We start from the raw sequence: 16,988 nt of genomic DNA on the forward strand, positions 1-16,988 counted from the left end.
ACAACTATCCTTCGTTAAATCTCTTATAATTATTGGTACAGGATTAGTCATTTTTGATTTGCACCGAATGCACGGGGGCATATCAGGTCGATTGGTCCAGAAATGAGACCGATCGAGCCATTATGATCCTGTGTAATTTGCTTGAATTTTTTCTTCATTCGGATATGAAATTTCGATAGTTGATGATCCCAAAAACAACTTATGGGGAAAGCAATTTCACGGTAACACCTTAACTTGCCGGAAGTCTATAAAATAAATGGAGGTAATGAAAGTATGGAGACAACTATGAAAAAGAGGTCATCCAAACCGGGCGTTGATTACGGAATTATTGATTGTGATGTCCATCAAACATTACACAGCTATGAGGATTTAAAGCCTTATATGCCTAGAGTATGGTGGGATCGACTAAAGGAGCCAGGCGGTACATTTCCATCACTCGTTTGGAGACCAATCCCTTTGGGACGCAGAGATGCATCACCTGGAAATGGAATGACTCCAGGGTCAGACCCAGAATATGCAAAAAAGGACTTCCTTGATCGATATAACATTACAAAAGGTATATTAACTGGTAGTCTTCTAACCATTTCCACACATAATAACCCGGATTATGCCGCTGCGATAGCTACAGCATTTAATGATTGGACCATGGATAATTGGATCGCTAATGATGATCGCTGGTTAGCATCTATTGTTATCGCAACACAAGACCCGTTATTGGCAGCAAAAGAAATCGATCGCCTCGGATCGCACCCAAAAGTATGTCAAGTAGTGATTAGTCCAGCATCAAGCCAACCTTATGGTCAAAGATGGTTCTACCCTATATTCGAGGCAGCTGTACGAAATAATTTGGTAATCGCTCTCCATAGTGGAGGAGAGGGCGAAGGGATTAATACTCCGCCTATCTCAGCGGTAGGACAGCCGACAACAAATTTAGAGCGACACAACATTTTGCCGATTCATCAAATGTCACAATTAAACAGTATTGTTTGTGAAGGTGTCTTTGAAAGATTCCCGACGTTGAAAGTGGTTGCAGTAGAAGGTGGATTAGGATGGTTACCGCATCTAATGTGGCGGATGGATAAGAACTATATTGCCATGCGAAAAGAGGTTCCTTGGTTGAAGCGTAAACCAAGTGAATATATCATGGATCATTACCGTTTTACGACACAGCCTATTGAAGAGCCGGAAAACTTTCAAGAAATGATCCAGATGCTTCAGTTAATGCGAGCTGAAAAAACAGTCATGTTTGCAACAGATTATCCGCATTGGGACAATGATGATCCAAAATTTGTACTTAGTAAACTGCCAGAAGAGATGCGTAGACGAGTAGCATACGAAAACGCAGCTGAATTGTATCATATTAATGCCAAATAAAGTGAACAGGGAGGTCAATCGACATGACGGAAGCTCTTCAAAAAGTAAAGCCTAAATATGCAGTAGCAGAAGTTGGGGATATTGAAGTTGGCAGTTGTAAAATTGTGACGGTTAATGGACGCAGTATTGGAATTTATTATGATGGCAGCAACTATCACGCCATTCGTAATGTATGTCCCCATGAACAAGCTGAATTATGCAAAGGTACATTTTCAGGAACGACATTGCCTTCAAAACCGCATGAATACATTTACGGCATGGAAGGTGAGGTATTACTCTGCCCTTGGCATGGATGGGAGTTTAACATCCATAATGGTGAATGTCTTGGGGATCCAAGGTACAAGGTAAAAATCTACCAAGTATCCGTTGAAAATGATAAAATTATGGTACAAATGTAGGCTGAGGAAGCAAATTTTCTCGGGTATGGTTCAATGTCTGGAGATCCATTAATTCTTTCAAGCTGTTGGGTTGTTTTTCCTTAACAGCTTGTTTTTATGTTTGGAAAAATAATGAAATGGAGTAGTAGAAGAGAAAATCAGTAGAATCTAATAAAATATTCATACAATCTGCCTGTATATAACCAGGAAAGGTAAAGGAGAATTCCATGACTTCAAAAGGCAACATCACTAAAAAACGTGCTTCCCTTCCCCTGGGAATTTGGGTACTCATCTTAGGAATCATATTTGCAGGCGCTAACCTTAGGGCTCCCCTTACAAGTGTAGGCCCTATCATTGAAACGATTCGCCAAGATACTGGAATATCTCATACATTAGCAGGTATGTTGACTACTTTACCATTGCTTGCGTTTGCTCTTTTTTCACCCCTTGCTCCAAAAATTTCTCGTCGTGTTGGATTAGAATATACACTATTTGGAGCCTTGCTTTTGCTAGTAGCAGGGATAATCATACGCTCTATACCTTACATAACTGCATTGTTTATCGGTACAGCAGTGCTTGGTATAGCAATCGCATTATGCAATGTGCTTTTACCCAGTTTGATTAAACGAGAGTTTCCCAATAAAGTCGGTATTATGACAGGTATATACGCCGTGTCTATGAATTTGTGGGCAGCTGTTGCCTCGGGAATTACTATTCCCATCACCGAAGGGGTAGAATTTGGATGGCGAGGTGCTCTTGCTTGTTGGGTCCTTCTTTCTGTCATTTCAATTGTTTTCTGGATTCCTCAAATACGTGTTCACCACCAGACAACAAGTTCTCTTGATACAGGAGGATCTTTATGGCATTCTCGTCTTGCATGGAACGTCACTTTTTTCATGGGTTTACAATCTACAGCCTTTTATGTTGTGGTAACTTGGCTCCCTTCGATTCTTCAACAACAAGGGATTAGCCCATCTGGAGCAGGATGGCTCCTATCATTAACACAATTTGCAAGCCTTCCAGCCACATTAATTGTGTCAATTCTTGCTGGTCGCTTTTCTAATCAACGTTGGCTGGTTGGGCTCTCAGTAATCTTTTTACTCTTAGGTTACGCCGGACTTTTTAGTGGCATTACCTCTTTAGCACCGTTATCCGTCATTTTAATCGGCGTTGGAATAGGGTCAGCGTTTGGTCTGGCTACTCTGTTTTTTGTACTACGTACACATAACGCACATCAAGCTGCCGAATTATCCGGTATGGCTCAATCAGTTGGTTATTTATTAGCAGCAATAGGGCCGACTCTTTTTGGATTTATACACGATGTAACTCACAATTGGACTATCCTTCTACTAATTTTGGGTTTAGGAGCCTGTCTTCTCTTTATTGTTGGTATGGAAGCCGGAAGTAGTAATTTTGTAACCACACATCAGGGCAATTACAGATCAAGTACGATAAAAAAGAAGGCATAGCAAGTAAAAAAAATGGTATTGAAATGCCCTCGAGCTAATAACAGATCCTGCTTTGAATAATTAAATTAATGCTACATATACTACTCTTTAGATTTAGGGGGGTGAGTATATGCCAAATCAACAAAACAACCAGCAAAAAGGGAAAACTAATCCTAATCAACAAGGGGCCGGGTCTCAGTATCACGAGGAGCATGCGAGTAATGTTCCGGATTATGGAGCAAACACGGTCGATCCCAATGCTTTTACAAATGCAGCTGAAAACAATGAACAATCTTGATTTTTTTTAGACGCCCATTTGTGGCGTTTTTTTACTGTTTGGCGTTGTCGAGATTAACTGCTTATTTGATCTCTCTTCAATAAGGAGATTAATTACTATCTCTGTTGAAACATTTACCATTTATCAGCTCCACTATCTGAATGGATTGGCACCCAATGCTAAATAACCAAATGGTGACCCATTGTATAAGATCATACTGCCAATTCCAATTCACATAATTTACGGCATCTACTATTTTTGCTAAATTTTCTAACCCCACGATCAGCAATATGGTAAAAAGCGAAAGTCCAATTTTCATTAACTTATGATCCGTGGAATATAGGCGGTCAATATTCCATGTCACTACTAGGGGGTATAATACTAGAAAAGTGAGATAAAATGTTATAATCCCTGCAATCTTATCTGATAATTGAATGCTCTCAAGATTTAACATAACAATATCCATCACATTGCTATCAAGATATATGACAAGGATTATGATAAAAGCCAGTTCAAGTATGTTTAAATTTTTAGGCATGACCGTAAAATATATGATCACAAGTGAACATATGGTTGAAAAAATCACCAATGACATCTGTGTAACTCCCTTTATTCTTTGTCCTGTCTAAGTATTAATTTTTAGTTTTGGCATTTTTCTAGGAATTATGTTTGTTTTTCTAAAAATATATTTTTGGAATTATTCGATTTTTTAATCAAGAGAATGGCAGTGAGTGCTGCTTAGGTGTTATAGTTAGATAATAAAGTTTATTTCATTTAGAATTTCCACAAAGCAAAAAGCCTACTAATCATCAAGATAAAGTAGAGAATCGATAAGAGGTGTAAGCATGAAACAAGAAATTGGATTTGTTCAAAGAGAAGTATTAAAGGAAAAACCTGATTTTGCTTCACTTGGTTTTGGGAAGTATTTTAGTGACTATATGTTTGTCATGGATTATCAACATGAAATCGGCTGGTATGATCCAAGAATTACTCCTTACGAACCTTTAACTTTAGAGCCGTCTGCCATGGTTTTTCACTATGGACAAGCAATCTTCGAGGGAATGAAAGCCTATAGGACGGCTGATGGAGCCATACAGCTTTTCCGTCCAGAGAAAAACATGAGACGTTTGAATGAATCTTGCGAAAGACTATGCATTCCGCAAATTGATGAGGAATTTCTATTAAAAGCCATTAAACAATTAGTTTTAACCGAAAAAGATTGGGTTCCTGATGGTGAAGGTACTTCTCTTTACATTCGTCCGTTTATTTTCTCAACGGAACCATATCTTGGCGTCCGTCCGGCGAAACAATATAAATTGCTTGTAATTCTTTCGCCATCTGGAGCTTATTATGGAGACCAATTAAGCCCTGTTAGAATTTATGTAGAAGAACATTATGTTCGTGCGGTAATTGGCGGAGTGGGTCATGTGAAAACTGCTGGAAACTATGCAGCCAGTCTTAAAGCGCAAGAAAAAGCAGATGAAAATGGATTTGCTCAAATTCTCTGGCTTGATGCGAAAGAAAATAAGTATGTCGAAGAAGTTGGCAGCATGAATATCTTCTTCAAAATTAATGGTGAAGTGGTCACACCACGATTAAACGGAAGTATTTTACCAGGGGTAACACGTGATTCCGTGATTGAATTACTAAAATATTGGAATATTCCTGTACGGGAAGAGAAAATTTCCATTGAAGAGGTATTTGAAGCACATGCACGCGGAGAGCTTGAAGAAGTGTTTGGTGCAGGAACAGCTGCTGTTATTTCCCCTGTTGGCGAATTAACTTGGAATGACCAGGCGATTACCATAAATGATCGTCAAATCGGCGAACTCTCGCAGCGGATTTATGATGAAGTGACCGGCATTCAACTTGGTAAAAAAGAAGATCCGTTTAACTGGACAGTGAAGATTGAACAGGTAGAAGTGTAAAAGGAAAATCGGGCAAATCGCCCGGTTTTTAGTTTTGTGGCGAACAGTGTCTTCACTGTTCGCCTATTTTTTTGAAAAAGAAATTTCCCTCTCTATGTGTTGAAAAATATCCTTGTTACACAAAATACTTTAAGAGAGGAGACCTGCAATGGAATTTTTTCTACTTATCCTTTTATTACTTGCTGTCATTGGATTATCTAGTTTCATCCATCACTTTTTTCCATACATACCAGTGCCGCTGGTTCAAATTGCGCTTGGGGTGTTACTTGCTTCGCTGCCGTTAGGCATTCATATCCCCATGGAGCCGGAGTTGTTTTTCGTATTGTTTATCGCTCCCCTGCTTTTTCATGATGGAAAAAATGTTTCACGGCACGCACTATGGAAATTACGAAAACCGATCCTCCTACTTGCCCTCGGTCTAGTATTTGTTACCGTATTTACGATTGGATATTTAATTTATTGGCTGATTCCGTCCATTCCACTGCCGGCTGCTTTTGCTTTGGCTGCGATTCTCTCTCCGACCGATGTCGTTGCTGTGGGTGCTATTTCGAGCCGGGTGAAGATACCGGAAACGATTATGCATATCCTTGAAGGGGAGGGCTTAATGAACGATGCCTCTGGATTGGTTGCATTTAAATTTGCGGTTGCCGCAACGGTTACAGGTGCTTTCTCATTAGCTCAGGCAAGCGGGAGTTTTATCGTAATTGCGATTGGCGGTCTAGCAGGCGGTTCACTTCTAGCCATTCTAATCATTCAACTGAAAATCTTTATTCGCCGGCTGGGGATGGAGGATGTGACCATCCACATGTTGATTCAACTTCTTACCCCATTCGTGATTTTTTACCTTGTGGAGCATGTTCATCTCTCGGGTATTTTATCTGTGGTTGCGGCAGGGATTGTACATACCATCTACCGCGAACGTGATCAATCTCCTGCGATGAAATTACAATTGGTTTCACAAAACACGTGGACGGTGCTTATCTATATCTTGAACGGATTGGTGTTCCTTCTATTAGGTCTGCAAGTTCCAAGTGTTATCAGTGAAATTTTCAAGGACCCGTTGTTTAATAATTGGGAAGTGAGTAAGTATATTTTCATCCTATCCGCTGCCCTTCTCTTCTTGCGCTTTTTATGGATTGGTGCGGCATGGAAGTGGGAGTGGCTCAAAAAGGAAATCGAAATGCCTTCAATGAGAGCGATTGGTATTATCACTATTTCCGGAGTCAGAGGGGCGGTCACCCTAGCCGGAGCATTCACCATTCCCTATGTCCTAGCCGATGGAGCCCCTTTTCCTCAGCGTTCTTTAATTATTTTTATAGCCGCTGGGGTTATTCTGGTCACACTCCTAACGGCCAGTATCTTCTTGCCAATTCTTGCTAGGACAGAAAAAGTAAACGCTAATGAACAACGGGAAATAATGGCACGAGAGGCGAAGCTGCGGACAATTGATTCCGCTATTCGGTCGATTCGTGAATTGATGAACGATGAGAATCGCGGTGCTGCGGTTTCGGTTATTGCCTCATACAATCAAATTAGAAATCAGCTGAACATGGAAAATAATAAAAACCCCGAGCACTTAAAACTACTGGAAACTGAAATTCGGATGAAGGCCTTGGAAGCTGAAGCCCTTTATATTGAAACATTAAAATTAGAGGGGAAAATCGACCGAGAAACGTATTATTTGTCCGATGAACATATTCAGAGGATGAGGCTTGCTGTAACCAATCGGATGCGCTTTAGAAGATTATTTATTGGAACACTTGCTAAAAGAAGTGTCTTCAAACTAATTCAGTTAATCATTCCGAAAAGCCAGCAACAGCTTGAAACCCGCCAGGCGCAATTGAAGAAAATGATTCAGTTAAAAGTGAATATGGCGAAAGCTGCCATTAAGTATTTAAATAACCAGATGACACCTGAAAATGAGCATGTGTATTTAGTGATTATTGGAGAATATAGCGAAATGCTCACGAAATTTAAATTGGCGAAAAAGGGGGCCGACTCTGCTCATTACAGGCATTTACAAAGAGAATTGCGTGCAAAGGCATTCCAGGCGGAACGAGATGAAATTCAGAAATTGTACGAAGAAGGAGAAATCACTGCCGATATCATCCGGAAAATTCGCAAGCAGATCAATATTCGGGAGGCCTACTGGATGGAAGAAAGCAGTCTCCATACTCATTAGTAATCCACCGCACAATTGTACAGAGAAGTGACAGCCGGCACAGACCATATGCGTCTTTTTCTTCTTTTCATGACATAGTTTATTTGCTCCAGTACATCCTAAAAAGAAGAATTCTGTGACGGAGGAGAGAATACATTGAACATTGATGATATCATCGTAGCGCGTGAGAAAATGAAGGGAATTGTTCATACCACTCCCCTCGATTATTCGAAGACTTTTAGTCAGCTCGCTCATAATGAAATTTTTTTAAAGCTGGAAAATCTCCAAAAAACAGGCTCCTTTAAAGTAAGGGGCTCTTACAATAAGCTAAATTCGCTCTCACAGGAAGAACTTTCAAAAGGTGTTGTCGCAGCATCTGCTGGAAACCATGCGCAAGGAGTAGCGTATTCGAGTCAAATGCTTGGAGTACCGTGCAAAATTGTAATGCCTAAAGGAGCTCCACTTAGTAAAATTCTAGCCACAAAACAATATGGTGCAGAAGTAATTTTAGAGGGTGCCACATTCGATGATGCTCTCTCCTATGCATTAAAACTTAAAGAGCAACTCGATGCCACCTTTATTCATGCTTTTGACGATGAGGCAATCATGACAGGGCAAGGTACGGTCGGGTTAGAAATCTTTGACCAGCTTCCTGATGTGGAGGCGGTTGTTTGTCCAATTGGCGGCGGCGGGCTGATTGCTGGTGTGGCCATGGCAATTAAGGAAAAAAATCCCGATATATCGGTTTACGGTATTCAAGCACTAGCTTGCCCAAGTATGAAGCAGTCCTTGTTTGAAAATAAACCTGTGATGGTTGACTCCACTCCTACAATGGCGGATGGAATTGCCGTTAAAAAACCTGGGTTGAAGCCCTTTGAAATTGTTCAAAAATACGTGGATGATGTTTTTTGCGTCGATGAAATGGAAATTGCCAGGACCATGCTCATGTTGATGGAAAGAAATAAACTATTAGTAGAAGGATCAGGTGCTGTATCACTTGCTTCCCTACTTTATGAAAAGTTGAATATAAGGGATAAAAAAGTGGTGGCTGTATTAAGCGGCGGCAACGTTGATATGAATTTTATTTCAAGAATTATAGAACGCGGTTTGGTTGAATCTGGAAGGTATGCGATTTTTACCATTACCTTAAAAGACAAACCAGGTGAACTGCAACGAGTCTTAAGCTCGATTACAGATTTGGATGCGAACGTTCAATCTGTTAATCTCCATCGAATTGGCAAAGATATTTATCCCGGCTATGCCCAAATTGAGATTTCAGTCGAGACAAAAAACCACGATCATATTGAGCAGCTGCATAAAGTTCTTATCGAGAAAAACTATCGCGTGGAAATGGGTCATTGTTAGAGTTATTTAGAGCTTGGGCGTCCAAGCTCTTTAACTTATTTATACTAGGTGCCCAATAATCTCCTCGTTTGTACATTGTAGAAAATCTGGGAGATCCTCTCGATTGGAAGTTAGTTGAAAATAATAAGTAACATCTTTGTCCTGATAAGATTGATAGCGTAATATATTCTTTTCACAAGCAAGTTTACTTATGATCTGTTCATAAAATTGCCCCTGCGTCATACAATCCTTCGTACCTAAATGAATGATCCCCTTTAGTTGATTTTCAATGATGAAGCGTAGTTGCTTTGCTAATTGAGCATCCAAAAGATTGTTACACACCAAATTGTTATAGACATCGATTATTTTATTATTTTTTATGCTTTCTTTTATTAAATGCAATCTAGGGGAATTCTTCCCCCAGATTGCAGGGATTCGGCTAACGATCACTCGCTCATCCAAAATTTCTTTAAGTATATTTTCACATGCGATTTTGAACTTCCCATAATCTGATTCAGCAAGAATAAGTACTTTTTCCATCACAATTCCCCACCCCTGCAACATTAGAATTTTTTTCTATGTAAAAAGCTAGGCATGCTACCTAGCTCTTTGATTCTACAACTTCTTTACAAATTCAGATTTTAAACTCATTGCTCCAAAACCATCAATTTTGCAATCAATATTGTGGTCTCCATCCACCAAACGGATGTTTTTAACCTTTGTACCTGCTTTTAAGACTGATGAGCTTCCTTTAACTTTCAGGTCTTTAATAACCGAGATCGAGTCCCCATCATTTAAGACATTTCCATTGGAATCCTTCACTACTTTTAGATCTTCTTGTTCTGCTTCTGATTCTAAATTCCATTCATGAGCGCATTCAGGACAAACAAAAAGACTTCCATCCTCGTACGTATATTCAGAATTACATTTTGGGCAGTTCGGTAAATTAGACATTTGTACAATACCTCCATTCATCCCTGTTATTCTATTACATCCGATGGGCTCTAGTCTATATCTGTTTAAGAGTGCAAAATATATCTCATTTAGACATAACCCCCGATTAAAAATACATTTTCAACTTATATATTCTTGAAAACCCCCTGGATTCCTTGTATTCACTCTCTTACAAAAAAAGAGTGCCTGACACCAATTCGGTGAATACCGAATTGGTGTCAGGCACCATACATTTTTCCTATTCTAAATTGCTATGTCGTCCGAAAGCTAGTGTGTGGTCTACTTCATTGAGTTTGCTGTAGAGCAAACATAGGGTATCAAATAGAATGTGTGCACATTGGTCGAATAATGAACCTAGCGGCTGGATTGTTTTCAATTCGTTCTCACGTCGATACTTTGTTGCTGCTGGTACATGGAGAATTTCCGTTGCCGCCGCTGCTAATGGCGACTCGGGATTGGTCGTCACAGCCATTACCGGACAGCCAAGGGAGTTCGTTTTTTCAGCAGTCCAAACCACATTTTTCGTTGTACCTGAACCGGAAATGGCCACTAAAAGATCCCCTTCAGCAATCGATGGTGTAATCGTTTCCCCTACAACATACACTGTTGCTCCCAGGTGCATTAAGCGCATCGCAAATGATTTAGCCATTAATCCGGAGCGTCCTTCACCGATAACAAAAATCCGCTTTGCCTTTTGCAATTGAACCGCTAACTCCTGAAGCTGAGCCTCTTCCACTTGGCTAAGAACCGTTTCTACTTCTTTTAAAATAGTAGGAATTACTAACATGTCGTTTTCTCCTCCGTTTTTGAAATAACTTGTTTAAATCGTGCCGCTGCCACGGATGGGTTTTCCGCTTTCGTAATCGCTGAGCCGATAATGACCACTGCTGGATGTATAGATTTGATGAGATCCTCTATCGAACCCAGCTTAATCCCTCCTGCTGCTGCCACCTGAAACCCTGAGAAATCACTAGGCTTAGTTCCTTGATTTTGATCGCCTAATTCCTCTTGTTGATCCTTACTCACATGCTCGCAAAAAATGGCATCATTGTATTTCCGTAATGCTTGTTTTTGTTCATCCGATGTATTTAATAAATCAATCATGACTTTTTTTTGATAACGATTGGCCACTTCCATACATGTATCAATGGTCACTAGTGGAGAAACTCCCATGACTGTTGCCACATCTGCTCCCGCTTCAAAACAAAGTTCAAATTCATAACGGGCATTATCAATCGTTTTAATATCTGCAACAATTTGTTTATTTGGAAAGGCTTGTTTTATCTCTTTAATACTCTTTACGCCGAATTCCTTAATGAGCGAAGTTCCAACCTCAATCCAATCAATGGAATCCTCCACTTTTTTCGTTAATTCGATTGCTTCAGCTATATCCATTCGATCCAAAGCCAGTTGTATATTCATAATCAAACTCCTTTATATGGGTTTGTTGATAAACCGATTTACTAAATCGGTTTATGAAAAGATTATACTTCATTTGTAAGCGTTTTTCAATATGTGCCTGAACCTTTGTCATGGTGTCAGGCACCACTAAATCTTTTTACATCATTCTACTTGGAAAGACAAACACTTCAGGGGGTATGTTGCTTTTGTTAATTTGTTCAAATAATAGTTCAGCTGCCTTTTTTCCCATTTCCTTTGCTGGCTGTACGATGAAGGAAATCGGCGCCTCTAGCAAATGTGCAAATGGAATATTATCAAATACGACCAATTCAAGTTCTTTTCCAAGCTTAATACCCTTTTCCTTTAGAAATTCCAAGACCGCCAGTAAGACTCGATCATTTGCTGCAAAGATGGCCGTTGGCTTAACATCTAAAGCAAAAAGTTGTTCAATTTTGCTTTTCAATTCAGGGATACTCGCTTTGATAATGAAGTCTGGATTTACCTCCATACCGGCATGGGCAACAGCCTTTGTATATCCTGCCAACCGATCGATACGGGTACTAACTGTCAGAGGCTGGACCACAAATGCAATATTCTGGTGACCCTTCTCAATCAAATGCTGCACAGCCTTATACGTAGAATCCGTATTATCGGTAATGATGGAAAACACATCAAGATTCTCTACTTTTCTATCAACAAAAACAACGGGATAGCCTTGTTTGACCATCCGTTTGTATAAATCATTATTTTTCCCTGTAGGAAAAATAATCAAACCATCTACCTGCTTAGCCCGTAACATTTCAATATATTTCTTTTCCTTTTCAGGATCATCATCGGCATTACAGACGATGGCGTGCAAATCATGTTTATGACAAAAATCCTCAATAGCACGGCTGATTTCCGTTGAAAAATAATGCGTAATATTAGCGACAATGATTCCCACCATCGAGGTTCGTTTTTGTTTCAAGCTTCTAGCAATAAAATTCGGCTGATAGCCAAGTTCTTCAATTGCTTCTTTAATTTTTAGTTTCGTTTTTTCCCCCATATATTCAAACCGATTATTTAAGTATTGAGAAACGGTACTTTTTGATACACCGGCTGCTTTTGCGACGTCGGCCATTGTTACTTTTTCCATGCCTATCTTCCTCTTTCCTCTTGGTCACTGACTTCATTTTAGCGGCAAATCTACTAACTTTCCAGTTATGACGAACGGATTGTTCTTAAAGATGAGAACCTCTATAAATAAGAAACAGCCTTGGAAAGATTCCAAAGCTGCTTCCACTTTTTTAAGCACTCATTTTAACACCTTTTGGCTTGCTTTTATCCTTTTTTGCCGATTTAACCGCTAAGATGGTTAAAATTGCAGAAAGGAATAGAGAACCTGCCATAAAGATATATGAAGTACCGAATCCACCAGTAGCATCATTTAAATATCCTACGATATAAGCACCAACAAATGAGCCTAACGCACCCATACTGTTAATAAGGGCCATCGCACCGCCAGCAACATTACGCGGAAGGATTTCCGGAATGATGGCAAAGAATGGACCGTATGGAGCATACATGGCACCGCCAGCAATCACGAGTAAGACAAATGAAATCCAGAAATGTTCTGTTCCAATCGCATAAGAAGCATAGAAAGCGATTGCACCAATCAATAGGAATGGCCAAACAAATGCGTTTCGATTCAATGTTTTATCAGAGAAATAAGAAGCTACAAACATAAGGATAATAGCTAAAATATAAGGAACTGAAGATAACCAGCCTGTTTCTACAATATCCATATTTGGTGCGGCTTTAATAATCGATGGAAGCCACATAACAAAACCATATACCCCGATGCTCCATAAGAAGTATTGTGCACTTAACAAAATAACTGGTTTTGATTTAAAGGCTTCGCTGTAATTTTTTACAGGCTTAATTCCTTCTTGCTCTTTTGCTAATTGTTGTTCAAAATCATTCTTTTCTTGTTCAGTTAACCATTTCGCATCTCTCGGTTTGTCATTGACAACTTTCCACCAAATAAATGCCCAAATCACAGCCGGAAGACCCTCAGCGATGAACATCCATCTCCAGCCCACAGAGTTAACTAAATAACCAGAAACAATTGACATCCATAATACCGTTGCAGGGTTTCCTAAAATAAGGAATGTATTTGCACGAGAACGTTCTGCTTTCGTAAACCAGTTACTTAAGAGTACCAGCATGGACGGCATAACCGCACTTTCCACAACTCCAAGTAAAAAACGAATCACAAATAACAATTTAATATTCGAAATCATACCTGTAAAGGAAGCTAATAAACCCCATGCAATCAAGGACCAGAAAATGAGAACCTTCGCACTCTTTTTCTCGGCAAATGCCGCACCAGGTACTTGGAAAAAGAAATATCCTAAGAAGAATAGAGAACCAAGTAACGAAGAAGTACCAGCAGTAATGTGAAGATCCTCCGCTAATCCTGAAGCCGCACCGAATCCATAGTTGGCACGGTCAAGATAAGCTAAACTGTACGTGATAAAGGCAATTGGAATAAGACGTAACCATCGTTGTTTTGCAATCGTTTGTTTCATGTTATTTCACTCCCTCTAATTGATTTTCTATATATTTTTCTAACACTGCTTTGGTTGGATAGCCATCATTATCACCAGGTGATTGAACCGCTAACGCACCAATCGCATTGCCTCTTAAAACCGCATCCTGAACGTTTAAACCTTCGAGTAATCCACTGATCACCCCAACCGCAAAACCATCGCCGGCCCCAACGGTATCAACCACTTTTTCCACATGAAAGCCGCGAACGGTGCCTTCTTCTGTAGCTGTTTTATAAAAAGCTCCCTCAGCCCCAAGCTTAATGACTACCAGCTCTACGCCCTTTTCTAAATAGAAGGAAGCGATTTCACGAGGTTCCTTAAAGCCTGTTAAGATTTCACCTTCAGTAATACCTGGTAACACATAATCTGCTTGGAACGCCACCTCATTGATTTCCCTTACCATTTCTTCTTGTGATGCCCAAAGGGTTGGTCTTAAATTCGGGTCAAAGGAAACCTTTTTGCCGTTCTTTTTCATAAAGGTTAGAGCTTGTTTTGCAAAGGCTCTTGTACTTTCCGAAAGAGCTAATGGAATCCCCGTCATATGCATGTGCTTTGCATGCTGAAAGTACTCTTCATTGAAATCCTCGCAGTTTAAATGGCTTGCCGCCGATCCTTTGCGAAAATATTGAACCTCTGGGTCGCCCTCTAAAACCATCGATTTCAACTGGAACCCAGTCGGATAGTGTGGGTCAATCAAAACATGCCCAGTGTCAACGTTTTCATTTTTGATCCGTTCGATGACAAATTTTCCAAACGCATCGTTTCCGACTTTACTCGCCCAACCTGAGCGCAAGCCCAATCTAGCAAGTCCAATGGCCACATTTGTTTCTGCTCCAGCAAGTTCACGGGTAAATTGGCTGACTTCGTGTAAGGGACCTGGATGATTGGCCATAAACATCGCCATTGCTTCTCCAAAAGTAATTGTATCTAAATGTTGCATGATATAGCCTCACTTTCCATAATCATCTGAACAAACTCTCGTGTTCTCTCCTTCGGTTCGATGGGAAACTCAAGCGCCTTCACCATTTCAGCGGGAAAATGATTCATGACCTTCTCCCAACTGTGACTTCCGTCTTTTTGCAGCGGCACCGTAATAAACTCTCCATTATCATCTTCTACCTGTTTTAAATGCAAATACATGACATATGGTGCAAGCTTGCTGACGGCTTCGTCTACTTCTTGACCAGAATAATACCAGTTTCCGGCATCAAAAGTCATTTTAACAGGTGTGCTCTGCTCGGAGGCGCTTTCAAAAAAGGATGTTAAATGATGGATATTCCCCCCATGAAGCGTTTGATCATTTTCAACGAACAATTGAACTCCCTGATGCTGATCCAAAAAGGTATTCAGTTCGATAAGATCAGATTGGCCTTTTTGAAAATGGCCAAGTGACACTTTAATCCATTTAGCACCGAGATCTTTTCCTTCTTCCAAAATCTCATTTAATTCCTTCTTGTTCAATTGGTGGTCCTCTTTCCATAACTCAATCGGAGCCGAATAAACTGTGAATAATTGATATTGTTCAATTTCTTGTTTAATTTGATGTAGTGATGGATCTTCGTCCGACAATAATTCGCGTCGAATCTCAATTCCATAAGCACCTGAATCTGCAATAAGCCTAATAAATGAAGTTTGCCCCTTCTTCAAGACTTCAAATCTATCAAATGCGTTTATCGGGACAATTACATTATTCATAACAAAATCCCCTTTTAAATAAATACTTGTGATCATAGGATAAACCGTTTTAGTAAATCGGTTTAGTAAATCGATTTATACATATTATAAACCTAGTGAAAGCGCTTTTGCAATAAAAAATTAAATTTTTTTTGGTGCCTGACACCAAAATAAACACCCCCACATTGTGGAGGCATTTAATTGTTAGGGCATTATGGTATTAATAATATTTTCCCTGTGCTCTTTCGGCTTTCTAAATATCGGTGTGCCTCTTGTCCATCGCTTAGTGCAAAGGTAGTTGGTTTAGATACTTTAACTCTTCCTTCCGACATCCACCCGAACAGTTCGGTTGAACGAGCAATTCGTTCCTCTCGGTTGGTAAGCACATTCCATAGGTCTCCACCCGTCAATGTTTTGGACGTATCCATTAACATTCTTGGATCCACCAAAGCTGGGTCCCCTCCTGCCATTCCGTAAAATACTACCGTCCCGCCGATGCGAGTGACATCAAAACTGTCTTGAAGCGTTGAACCTACTGATTCATAGACCACATTGACACCCTTCCCATTTGTAGCTTCGAGTATTTGCCTTTTCCAATCATCCTTATACAAGAACACTTTATCCGCTCCTGCTTCCTCTGCCGCCTTCGCTTTTTCCAGGGACGAAGTTAAACCTATTACCGTTCCGCCCAGTAGTTTGACAATTTGAACCAGAAGCTGCCCGACCCCGCCCGCTGCCGCATGAACTAGTACGATATCATTCTTTTTTACGGAATAACTATCCTTTGTTAAATAATGAGCCGTTAATCCTTGTAATAGGACAGAAGCGCCTTCCGCAAACGAAATTGTTTCAGGCAGAGGGATCGCCTTTTCTACAGGGACTGCCACGAACTCTGCATTAGCATGTGGTACATCGGCAAAGGCAATAGGATCGCCAATGCGGATGCCTTGAACATTTGCTCCGACCTTTGCGACCGTTCCTGCCCCTTCATATCCTAAAATAAATGGAGGCTCCCCCTCGAGATGGTAGTTACCTTTTCTTCTATATATATCAGCAAAATTTAGGCCAATTGCTTTCATATTAAGGAGTATTTCATCCGGACCAATAGCAGGTTCGTTGATTTCTGAATACTTCAGTACCTCTGGCCCGCCAAACGTATTAAACACTAATGCTCTCATATCGATAACCTCATTCAAACTAATTTTTGCACTACACTTTTATTAAATAGAATTATGCTATGGATTGCAACTCGCTTTACCGGCAGGGCTCCCCATGAAGAAGAACCTCTCTCTCCTGCTCAGTTTTACTTTTGATAAATTACAATCCCCTACATTTTAACTTGCTTCACATCGCCGGGTAAGATACGCTTCATACAGACCACATGAACAAGGAGATATAAATATATGGATAGAAATAAATTTTCAGCAATTGCCCACCGCGACCATGCCTTTAGTAATCC

The 16,988-nt window shown here is 40.1% G+C and carries 18 protein-coding genes; 7 read left to right on the top strand and 11 right to left on the bottom strand.

What is annotated here, in order from left to right; all coding sequences use genetic code 11:
* The first annotated feature begins 273 nt into the window (after window positions 1–273).
* The 4 genes from M3610_RS25270 to M3610_RS25285 all read left to right on the top strand — a co-directional run bounded on the left by M3610_RS25270 (window position 274) and on the right by M3610_RS25285 (window position 3,497).
* Window positions 274–1,374 (top strand): amidohydrolase family protein, encoded by a 1,101-nt coding sequence (locus tag M3610_RS25270; protein ID WP_251463323.1) that lies wholly within the window; start codon window positions 274–276, stop codon window positions 1,372–1,374.
* A 23-nt stretch (window positions 1,375–1,397) separates the two neighbouring features.
* Window positions 1,398–1,772 (top strand): Rieske (2Fe-2S) protein, encoded by a 375-nt coding sequence (locus M3610_RS25275; protein WP_251463324.1) that lies wholly within the window; start codon window positions 1,398–1,400, stop codon window positions 1,770–1,772.
* A gap of 206 nt (window positions 1,773–1,978) precedes the next feature.
* On the top strand, window positions 1,979–3,220 hold the full coding sequence (locus tag M3610_RS25280; protein ID WP_251463325.1) for a CynX/NimT family MFS transporter: 1,242 nt from the start codon (window positions 1,979–1,981) through the stop codon (window positions 3,218–3,220).
* Between the two features lie 109 nt (window positions 3,221–3,329).
* The gene (locus tag M3610_RS25285) at window positions 3,330–3,497 is read left to right on the top strand and encodes a hypothetical protein (protein WP_155928503.1); all 168 of its coding nucleotides are present in this window, start codon (window positions 3,330–3,332) and stop codon (window positions 3,495–3,497) included.
* Between the two features lie 88 nt (window positions 3,498–3,585).
* Here the strand turns inward: M3610_RS25285 and M3610_RS25290 are convergent, their stop codons facing one another.
* Window positions 3,586–4,071 (bottom strand): hypothetical protein, encoded by a 486-nt coding sequence (locus tag M3610_RS25290; RefSeq protein ID WP_098576111.1) that lies wholly within the window; start codon window positions 4,069–4,071, stop codon window positions 3,586–3,588.
* Between the two features lie 250 nt (window positions 4,072–4,321).
* On the opposite strand from M3610_RS25290, the gene M3610_RS25295 reads away from it, so the two are divergent.
* The 3 genes from M3610_RS25295 (at window position 4,322) to ilvA (ending at window position 8,930) form a co-directional block, all read left to right on the top strand.
* Window positions 4,322–5,404 (top strand): branched-chain amino acid aminotransferase, encoded by a 1,083-nt coding sequence (locus M3610_RS25295; protein ID WP_251463326.1) that lies wholly within the window; start codon window positions 4,322–4,324, stop codon window positions 5,402–5,404.
* A 148-nt stretch (window positions 5,405–5,552) separates the two neighbouring features.
* A complete protein-coding gene (locus M3610_RS25300; protein WP_098576113.1) occupies window positions 5,553–7,586 on the top strand; it encodes a Na+/H+ antiporter in 2,034 nt (677 codons plus the stop codon).
* A 171-nt stretch (window positions 7,587–7,757) separates the two neighbouring features.
* Complete coding sequence (ilvA, locus tag M3610_RS25305; RefSeq protein ID WP_098576169.1) at window positions 7,758–8,930, top strand: threonine ammonia-lyase; 1,173 nt, start codon at window positions 7,758–7,760, stop codon at window positions 8,928–8,930.
* A gap of 39 nt (window positions 8,931–8,969) precedes the next feature.
* On the opposite strand, the gene M3610_RS25310 is transcribed toward ilvA, so the two are convergent.
* The 10 genes from M3610_RS25310 to M3610_RS25350 all read right to left on the bottom strand — a co-directional run bounded on the left by M3610_RS25310 (window position 8,970) and on the right by M3610_RS25350 (window position 16,707).
* The gene (locus M3610_RS25310; protein WP_098576114.1) at window positions 8,970–9,449 is read right to left on the bottom strand and encodes a Rossmann-fold NAD(P)-binding domain-containing protein; all 480 of its coding nucleotides are present in this window, start codon (window positions 9,447–9,449) and stop codon (window positions 8,970–8,972) included.
* 75 nt (window positions 9,450–9,524) lie between these two features.
* Window positions 9,525–9,863 (bottom strand): zinc ribbon domain-containing protein YjdM, encoded by a 339-nt coding sequence (locus M3610_RS25315; RefSeq protein WP_098576115.1) that lies wholly within the window; start codon window positions 9,861–9,863, stop codon window positions 9,525–9,527.
* A 238-nt stretch (window positions 9,864–10,101) separates the two neighbouring features.
* Window positions 10,102–10,650 (bottom strand): 6-phospho-3-hexuloisomerase, encoded by a 549-nt coding sequence (gene hxlB / locus M3610_RS25320; RefSeq protein WP_251463327.1) that lies wholly within the window; start codon window positions 10,648–10,650, stop codon window positions 10,102–10,104.
* On the bottom strand, window positions 10,644–11,285 hold the full coding sequence (gene hxlA / locus M3610_RS25325; RefSeq protein ID WP_251463328.1) for a 3-hexulose-6-phosphate synthase: 642 nt from the start codon (window positions 11,283–11,285) through the stop codon (window positions 10,644–10,646). The genes hxlB and hxlA overlap by 7 nt, the downstream gene beginning before the upstream one ends.
* A gap of 136 nt (window positions 11,286–11,421) precedes the next feature.
* Entirely contained in the window at window positions 11,422–12,399 is a 978-nt protein-coding gene (locus M3610_RS25330) for a LacI family DNA-binding transcriptional regulator (RefSeq protein WP_251463329.1), read from the bottom strand.
* A gap of 33 nt (window positions 12,400–12,432) precedes the next feature.
* Complete coding sequence (locus M3610_RS28155) at window positions 12,433–12,558, bottom strand: hypothetical protein (protein WP_257148606.1); 126 nt, start codon at window positions 12,556–12,558, stop codon at window positions 12,433–12,435.
* Window positions 12,551–13,834, bottom strand: a complete 1,284-nt coding sequence (locus M3610_RS25335) for an MFS transporter (RefSeq protein WP_251463330.1) — start codon at window positions 13,832–13,834, stop codon at window positions 12,551–12,553. The genes M3610_RS28155 and M3610_RS25335 overlap by 8 nt, the downstream gene beginning before the upstream one ends.
* A gap of 1 nt (window position 13,835) precedes the next feature.
* Window positions 13,836–14,795 carry a sugar kinase gene (locus M3610_RS25340; protein ID WP_251463331.1) on the bottom strand — a complete coding sequence of 320 codons (960 nt, stop codon included), beginning with the start codon at window positions 14,793–14,795 and terminating at the stop codon, window positions 13,836–13,838.
* The gene (locus M3610_RS25345) at window positions 14,783–15,550 is read right to left on the bottom strand and encodes a sugar phosphate isomerase/epimerase family protein (RefSeq protein ID WP_251463332.1); all 768 of its coding nucleotides are present in this window, start codon (window positions 15,548–15,550) and stop codon (window positions 14,783–14,785) included. The genes M3610_RS25340 and M3610_RS25345 overlap by 13 nt, the downstream gene beginning before the upstream one ends.
* Before the next feature lie 191 nt (window positions 15,551–15,741).
* Entirely contained in the window at window positions 15,742–16,707 is a 966-nt protein-coding gene (locus M3610_RS25350; protein WP_251463333.1) for a quinone oxidoreductase family protein, read from the bottom strand.
* Window positions 16,708–16,988: the final 281 nt, after the last annotated feature.

It is taken from the genome of Neobacillus sp. MER 74 (assembly GCF_023714155.1).